Genomic DNA, 8,314 nt, shown 5'->3' on the forward strand with positions numbered 1-8,314 from the left:
CGAGCGGCAGCGGCCGTCGGACGCCAGACCGCGCTGCCTGCTGAAGTCGATGAAGACGGCCGGGGTGGAGAGCACCGTGACGCCGCCCGCCAGCGCCATGTCGCACTCCCCGTTGCGCAGCGCCTGACAGGCCAGGTGCAGGGTGACCAGGGACGAAGAGCAGGCCGTGTCCACGGTCATGGCCGGACCCTCGAGTCCGAAGGTGTAGGACACCCGGCCGGCCAGCACGCTGCCCGAGGTGCCGGTGCCGAGGTAGCCCTCGACCCCCTCCGGCAGCACGGTCATGGTGGCGCCGTAGTCGTGGTACATGAGTCCGGCGAACACGCCGGTGGAGCTGCCGCGCAGCGAGCTCGGGTCGATTCCGGCCCGCTCGAAGACCTCCCAGGAGGCTTCCAGCATCAGCCGCTGCTGCGGGTCCATCGCCAGCGCCTCGCGCGGCGAGATACCGAAGGGCACAGGGTCGAAGCGGTCCGCGTCGTGGACGAATCCGCCTTGGAGGACGTAGGACTTGCCCGCCGCGTCGGGGTCGGGATCGTAGAGGGCCGTGGTGTCCCAGCCGCGGTTGTCCGGGAACGGGCCGATGGCGTCGGAGCCCGTCGCCACCAGGTTCCACAGGTCCTCGGGGCTGTTGACTTCGCCGGGGTAGCGGCAGCTCATCGCGACGATGGCGATGGGCTCGTCGCTGCCGGCGGTGCGGTTGGCCCGCGCGGGCGCCGCGGTGTCCGCCCCGGTCAGGTGGGACAGCAGGTGGGCGACCAGGGCCTGCGGGGAGGGGTAGTCGAAGACGAGGGCCGCGGGCAGCCGTAGGCCCGTCACGGCGCCGAGCCGGTTGCGCAGTTCCACGGCGGTCAACGAGTCGAAGCCCAGGTCCTTGAACGGCTTGTGGTCCTCGATCAGCTCCACGCCGGTGTGCCCGAGCACACCGGCGGCCTCGGACCGCACCAACTCGGTGAGCAGCTCGACCCGTTCGGCCTCGCCGAGGCCGGCGAGGCGCTCGCCCAGCGGGGAGGCGGCACCGCGCACGGCACGCGCCGCCTCGGGCAGGACCCGGCGGGTGACCAGGCCCCGCAGCAGGGGCGCCACCGCGGCGGGGTCGCGGTCCGCGGCCTCCCGCAGCTCGGTGAGGTTCAGGCGGAGGGCGACCAGGTGCGGGGTGTCGCCCGTCCGGACGGCGTCCAGGACGGCCAGTGCTTCGGCGGTGGCGAGCGCGGAGCCCACACGCCGGATCCTGGCCCGTCCCGTCTCGTCCAGCCCGGCGGAGATACCGGAAGCCTCCGCCCACAGGCCCCAGCCGACGGAGACGGCGCCCGGCCTGCGGCGGGCGACGGCGTCCAGGACCGCATTCGCCGCCGCGTAGCCGGCCTGGCCCGCGGAGCCGAAGGTCGCCGAGACGGAGGAGAACAGCACGAACAGTGAGATGTCGCCGACCAGGTCGTCCAGGTGCAGCGCGGAGGCCGCCTTGGCGTCCAGCACCGCGTCGAGCCTGTCGGGGGTCAGGGAGGTGACCACACCGTCGTCCACGATCCCGGCGGCGTGCACCACACCGGTCAGCGGCCGGTCAGCGGGTATGCCGGCGAGGACCGCGGCCAGCGCCTCGCGGTCGGCCACATCGCAGGCGAGGGCGCGGGCGCGGGCTCCCAGGGAGGCCAGCTCGGCGATCAGTTCGTCCGCCCCGGGCGCTTCGGGGCCGCGTCGGCTCACCAGCAGCAGGTCACGGACGCCGTGTTCAGCGACCAGGTGCTGGGCGACGCGGCCGCCGAGGACGCCGGTGCCGCCGGTGACGAGTACCGTGCCGTGCGTCTCCGCCGGGTCCGGCGCCGCCGGGGGGACGACGGCACGGACGAGACGGGGCGCGTACAACCGGCCGTCACGCACGGCGAGTTGGGGCTCATCGGTGTCCGTCAGGCCGGTGACCGATGTGCCGCCGTCGGACGGGTCCAGGTCGAGCAGGACGAAACGGCCCGGGTGTTCGGTCTGCGCGCTGCGTACCAGCCCCCACACCGCGGCGGCAGCCGGGTCGACCGGGGTGCCCCCGGCGGGCACGGCGCCTCGGGTGAGCAGTACGAGACGGGAGGCGGCGAAGCCCTCGTCGGCGAGCCAGGTCCGCACGTACTCCAGGGCGCGGTGGGCGGCGCGGCGGACCGCGGCGGGCCCGTCGAGGGTCACCGGGCCGTCGGAGTCCTCGGGGTCGGTGTCGGCATGGACGGCCACCAGGGCGGGGGGCTCGGCCAAGGCCGCCAGTTCCCTCGCGTCGGCGACGACCGTCCACGGGGTGGACGAGCCGGACGCGGGCAGGCCGGCCCACTCGACACGGAAGAGCGTGTCGGAGGGTATCCGGCCGTCCACGGGCGCCGCCGGCCGCAGCACCAGGGACTCCACGGAGGCGACCGGACGTCCCGTCGGATCGGCGAACTCAAGCGAGACGGCGTCCGTGCTCGTCGGGGTCAGGCGCACGCGCAAGGCGGTGGCGCCCTTGGCGTGCAGGGTGACGCCGGACCAGCTGAACGGCACCCGGACGGCCGGATCGTTCTGCGAGGGGCCGCTCAGGGCCGCGCAGTGCAGGGCGGCGTCGAAGAGGGCGGGGTGCAGGTCGAAGCCCCCGGCGTCCGGGGAGTCCGCGCCGTCGGCCACGACGGGCAGCGCCACGTCGGCGTACACCACACCGTCGGCGGCGCGCCAGGCGCCGCGCAGGCCCTGGAAGAGTGGCCCGTAGTCGAGGCCGGCGGCTGCTGCGGCGGCGTAGAAGTCGTCCAGTACCACCGGCTGGGCGTCCTGCGGCGGCCACTCAGCCAGGGGTTCGCCCGCCGTCGGGCGTGCGGGGGCCAGGACGCCGGTCGCGTGCCGGACCCAGCCGCCGTCCGTGCCCTCGTTCCCGTCGACCCCGTCGGGCCGGGTGTAGAGGGCGATCTCCCGGGAGCCGTCCGCGAGCGGCGTGCCCACCTCCGCCTGGATCCGGACACCGCCCAGCTCGGGCAGTTCCACCGGGGTGTCCAGGGTCAGCTCGTCCACGACGGCACAGCCGACCTGGCTGCCCGCGTGCAGGGCGAGGTCGACGAGCGCGGTGCCCGGGACGAGGACCACACCGTGCACACGGTGGTCGTTGAGCCACGGGTGGGTGGTGCGGGACAGCCGGCCGGTGAGCACGAGGCCCCCGTCACCGGCCACCGAGACGAGCGCGCCCAGCAGCGGGTGCCCGGCGCCGCTCAGGCCGACCGTCCTGAGGTCGGCCGGGCTGCTGAGGGTCGGCCAGTAGCGCTGTCGTTGGAAGGCGTAGGTGGGCAGGTCCACCCGGCGGGGACTCCACGGTTCCAGGACGGCCGCCCAGTCGGGATCGAGCCCCGCGACGTGCAGGTGCGCCACGGCCCGCAGCAGGGTGTCCGTCTGGTCGCGGCCGTTCCGCTGCAGCGGAACGGCGACGGCGGTGTCGTCCTTGGCACCGACCAGGGCGCAGAGAACCCCGTCGGGGCCCACCTCGACGTACCGGGTGACGCCCTGGCGCCCCAGTTCCTCGGCGGCGTCGGCGAACCGGACGGTCGAGCGGACCTGGCTGACCCAGTGCTCCCAGGTCGTCGGGTCACTATCGAGGCCGACGGTGGAGACCATCGGGATCGTCGGCGGGTGGTAGATGAGGTCGCGGGCGATCGCGGCGAACTCGTCGAGCATGGGTTCCATCAGGTACGAGTGGAAGGCGTGCGAGACCGCGAGCCGCTTGACCTTGCGGCCCTGGGCGCGCAGCCGTTCCTCCAGTGCGTCGATCGCGCCGGCGTCACCCGAGACCGTCAGGGACGACGGCCCGTTGACCGCCGCGAGGTCAACGCCGTCGGGCAGCTCGACCTCGCCCTCGGCGGCCTCGACGGCCAGCATCGCGCCGCCCTCGGGCAGTTCCTCCATCAGCCGGCCGCGGGCCGCGACCAGGCGGCAGGCGTCGTCCAGCGACAGGATGCCCGCGACGTGGGCGGCGGCCAGCTCGCCGATCGAGTGGCCCGCCAGTACGTCGGGGCGCAGGCCCCATGACTCGGCCAGGCGGAAGAGCGCGACCTCGACGGCGAACAGTGCCGGCTGGATGTGGACGGTGCGGTCCAGCGCCGCGCCGTCCTCGAAGACGATCTCCTTCAGCGGCCGCTCACCGCCGACCTTCTGACACACCGTGTCAAAGGCCTCGGCAAACACCGGGAAGGTGTCGTACAGGTCACGTGCCATGCCCGCGTGCTGCGCGCCCTGCCCGGTGAACAGGAAGGCGGTCAGGCCGGGCCGCACGGCGCCGGTGAGCACGTCGGGCCCGGTGCGGCCCTCTTCGACGGTCCGCAGGCCGGCCTGGGCGTTCACCAGGTCGGTGGCGAGGACGACGCCACGGTGCTCGTGGGACTGGCGGGTCGCGCCGAGAGAGTGGGCGAAGTCGACGAGTTCGGCGGCAGCCCCCGTCCCGTCGTCCAGGAAGGTACGCAGCCGTTCGGCCTGCGCCCTCAGGGCCGGCGCGGTCCGGCCGGACACCGGCAGCGGCAGCATGCCGGGGGCGGGCCGGCGGGTGGCGGGCCCCTCGGCGGGGGCGTCGGCGGGTGCTTCCTCCAGGATGATGTGGGCGTTGGTGCCGCTGATGCCGAAGGAGGAGACAGCTGCCCTGCGGGGGTGTTCACCGGGTTCCCAGGGCTGCTCCCCGGTGAGCAGTTCGATGCGGCCGGAGGACCAGTCCACGTGCGGGGTCGGCACGTCGGCGTGCAGGGTGCGGGGCAGCACGCCGTGGCGCATCGCCAGCACCATCTTGATCACGCCGGCGGCCCCGGCGGCGGACTGGGTGTGGCCGATGTTGGACTTCAGCGAGCCGAGCCACAGCGGACGGTCCCGGTCGCGGCCGTAGGTGGCCAGCAGCGCCTGCGCCTCGATGGGGTCGCCCAGCGTGGTGCCGGTGCCGTGCGCCTCGACGACGTCGACCTGGTCGGGCGTCAGGCGGGCGTCGTCGAGCGCGGCGCGGATGACACGTTCCTGGGCGGGACCGCTGGGGGCGGTGAGGCCGTTGGAGGCTCCGTCCTGGTTGACCGCGCTGCCACGTATCACGGCGAGCACCGGATGGCCGTTGCGGCGAGCGTCGGAGAGCCGCTCGATGAGCAGTACGCCGACGCCCTCGCCCCAGCCGGTGCCGTCCGCGTCGGCGGAGAACGCCTTGCACCGGCCGTCGGAGGCCAAGCCGCCCTGACGGCTGAACTCGTGGAAAGCGACCGGGTGCGGCATGACGGTGACCCCGCCGGCGAAGGCCATGGAGCAGTCACCGGCGCGGATGGCCTGGGCGGCCAGGTGCAGGGCGGTCAGCGACGAGGAGCACGCGGTGTCCACACTGACCGCGGGCCCCTGCAGGCCCAGCGTGTAGGCGATACGGCCGGAGAGCACGGAGGTGGCGCTGCCGGTGAGCTGGTAGCCCTCGGTTCCGGCCATGCCTGCCTGCATGTTGATGCCGTAGCCCTGCCCGTTGGTCCCGACGAACACGCCCGTACGGGAGCCGCGCAGCGTCTCGGGATGGATGCCGGCTCGCTCCATCACCTCCCAGACCGATTCCAGGACCAGCCGTTGCTGCGGGTCCATGGCCAGCGCCTCGCGCGGGTTGATGCCGAAGAACGCGGGGTCGAACATGCCCGCGTCGTGCAGGAAGCCGCCCTGGGACGCTTCGGGGGCCGCGACGCCCTCGGCGCCCACCAGCGGACTGTCGTCCCAGCCCCGGTCGCCGGGGAACGGGGTGACGGCGTCTCCGCCGGAGGCGAGGAGCCGCCAGAGGTCCTCGGGCGAACGCACACCGCCGGGCAGGGTGCAGGCCACCGACACGATGGCCATGGGCTCGTGCTCCTGCGACTCGGCCTCGCGCAACCGCCTGCGCGTGGTGTGCAGTTCGGCGATCACCCGGCCCAGGTAGTCACGGAGCTTGTGCTCGGTGGGGCTCTTGCTCGCTTCGGTCGTCATCGTGCTCTCCTGCGGGTTCTTGGAGCGGCGGCGGTCACTTGAGTCCCAGATCCCTCTCGACCAAATCGAACAGTTCGTCGTCCGTGGCGTGTCCCAGCCGGTCGGCCAGGGCGGTGCCGTCAGCGGAGTCCGTACCGGTCTCGTTCCGTGTCGTGGCGAGCAGCGACTCCAACCGCATCACGATCCGGGCCCGGTCGAGGTCGTCGCCGGAACGGCGGGCGAGCGCCGCCTCGAGCCGGTCGAGTTCGTCCGTCGACGGCAGGTCATCGACGACGTCCTCCGGCATCAGCAGGCCCAGCAGGTGCTCCGCCAGCGCGACGGGCGTCGGCTGGTCGAAGACAAGCGTGGCCGGCAGTGTCAGGCCGCTCGCGGAGGCCAACCCGTCACGCAGCGCCACAGCGGTCAGCGAGTCGGTGCCCAGATCGCGGAAGGTGCGTTCCCGCTCGATGTCCTCCGGTCCCGCGTGGCCGAGCACGACGGCGGCGTGGGTGCGGACCAGTTCCAGCACCGCGCGCTCGCGCTCCACCGGGGACAGCCCGGCCAGCCGGGCGCGGAACCCGTCCTCGGCCGTGTCGGGAGCGGCTGCGGCCCCGGCGGACCGGAGGGCACTCACCTCGGGCAGTTCGGCGAGCAGCGGGCTGGGGCGCAGCGCGGTGAAGGAGGGTTCGAACCGTTCCCAGTCGATCTCCGCGGCGGCGGTGAACGGTTCGCGGGCGTCGAGCGCCTGACGCAAGGCGACCATGGCGGGGCCGGGCCGGAGGAGCGAGATGCCGCGGCGCAGCATCGGTTCCACGGCGGCCTGGTCGACCATGCCGCCGCCGTCCCACGGCCCCCAGGCGACGGAGAGGACGGGGGCGCCCTCTCGGCTGCGCTGTTGGGCGAGCGCGTCGAGGTAGGCGTTGCCGGCGGCGTAGCCCCCGTGCTGGCCCACGCCCCACATCGCGGAAATGGAGGAGAAGTGGACGACGGCGTCCAGCCGCGTGAGGTCGAGCAGTTCGTCGAGGTGACGGGCGCCGGCGACCTTGCCGCCCACCAGGTGGGCGAGGTCCGCGACGCCGGTGTCGGCGAGCGGGGCCAGAACGCCCAGGCCGGCGGTGTGCATGACGGTCCGGACGGTGACGCCGTCGGCGGCCAGCGCGTCGAGCGCTCGGCTGACGTCGTCACGGTCTTGCAGGTCGCAGGCGACGACGGTGACGCGGGAGCCGAGGGCGGTGAGTTCCGCGGTGAGTTCGCGGGCGCCTGGAGCGTCGGGGCCGCGCCGGCTCATCAGGACGAGGTGCTCGGCCCCCTCGGTCGCCAACCAGCGGGCGACGTGGCCGCCGATGGCGCCAGTGCCTCCGGTGACCAGCACCGTGCCGTCCGGTGTCCATCCCGTGCCGGAACGCGGGAGGACGGGGTCGGCGTGGCGCAGCCGCCGTCCGAGGGCGGCCCCGGCACGGACCGCCACCTGGTCCTCGCCGTCGGTGCGGGTCAGGGTGGCCGCGAGCCTGGCGGCCAGGCGCGTGTCGTCGCCGAGGCCGTCGGCGGGCAGGTCGATCAGACCGCCCCAGTGGCGGGGATGTTCCAGCGCTGCGACCCGGCCCAGGCCCCAGATGGCGGCCTGGGCCGGGCTGACCGGCGCCTCGTCCTCGCCCGCGCCGACGGCGCCCGCGGTGAGGGTCCACAGCGGGCCCGGGTCGACGTCGAGGGCGGCGTGCAGCAGGCAAAGGGTGCCGGCCAAGCCGGCGGTGATCACCGGGTGGTCCGGATACGGCGTCTCGTCCAGGGCGAGCAGGGAGATCACACCGCGGAGTTGCTCGCCGGGGACGACATAGTCGCGGAGCAGGTCCGCGAACTCCTCCGCGTCGGTGTCGGCGGGGTCGACGACGAGCAGGTCGACCTCACCCTGCCGTTCGGTGAGCGCCGCGCGGCAGGCGTCAACCGTCGCGTTGGCGTCGTCAGGGGCCACCAGAAGCCACCGTCCGACGCAGGACGCGGCGGACGGCTCCTTCAGGGGCGTCCAGGCGATCCGGTACCGCCAGGCGCCGACGGCCTCGTGCTCGCGGGCGTCGCTGTGCCAGGCCGACAGGGCCGGCAGCAGGGGCTCCAGCGCCGCCGGGTCGAGGCCCGCGGTGGCGGCCAGGGACTCGACGTCGCCCTCGTCGACGGCTGCCCAGAAGCGGGACTCCGCCGGTGAGGCGGCGGGCGCCGGCGCCACGGTCGCGTCCGAGGCCGGGGGGTCGGGCCAGTAACGGGTGCGCTGGAAGGGATAGGTGGGCAGGTCGACCCGGTCGCCCACGCCGGTCACCGCCGGCCAGTCGACCTCCGCGCCCCGTACGTGGGCCCGGGCGATCATGCGCAGCAGTGTCTGCGCCTCGCCCTGCCCCGA

The 8,314-nt window shown here is 74.3% G+C and carries 2 protein-coding genes; both read right to left on the minus strand.

Features of this window, described 5'->3' with window-relative positions:
- Nucleotides 1-5,946 (minus strand): type I polyketide synthase (locus tag V1L54_RS29130; RefSeq protein ID WP_330121162.1); only part of this gene is annotated, 5,946 nt, incomplete at its 3' end.
- A 34-nt stretch (nucleotides 5,947-5,980) separates the two neighbouring features.
- Nucleotides 5,981-8,314: SDR family NAD(P)-dependent oxidoreductase (locus tag V1L54_RS29135; protein WP_330121163.1), on the minus strand; the 2,334-nt coding region annotated here is incomplete at its 5' end.

Source organism: Streptomyces rubellus (genome assembly GCF_036323805.1).
Taxonomy (GTDB): Bacteria; Actinomycetota; Actinomycetes; order Streptomycetales; family Streptomycetaceae; genus Streptomyces.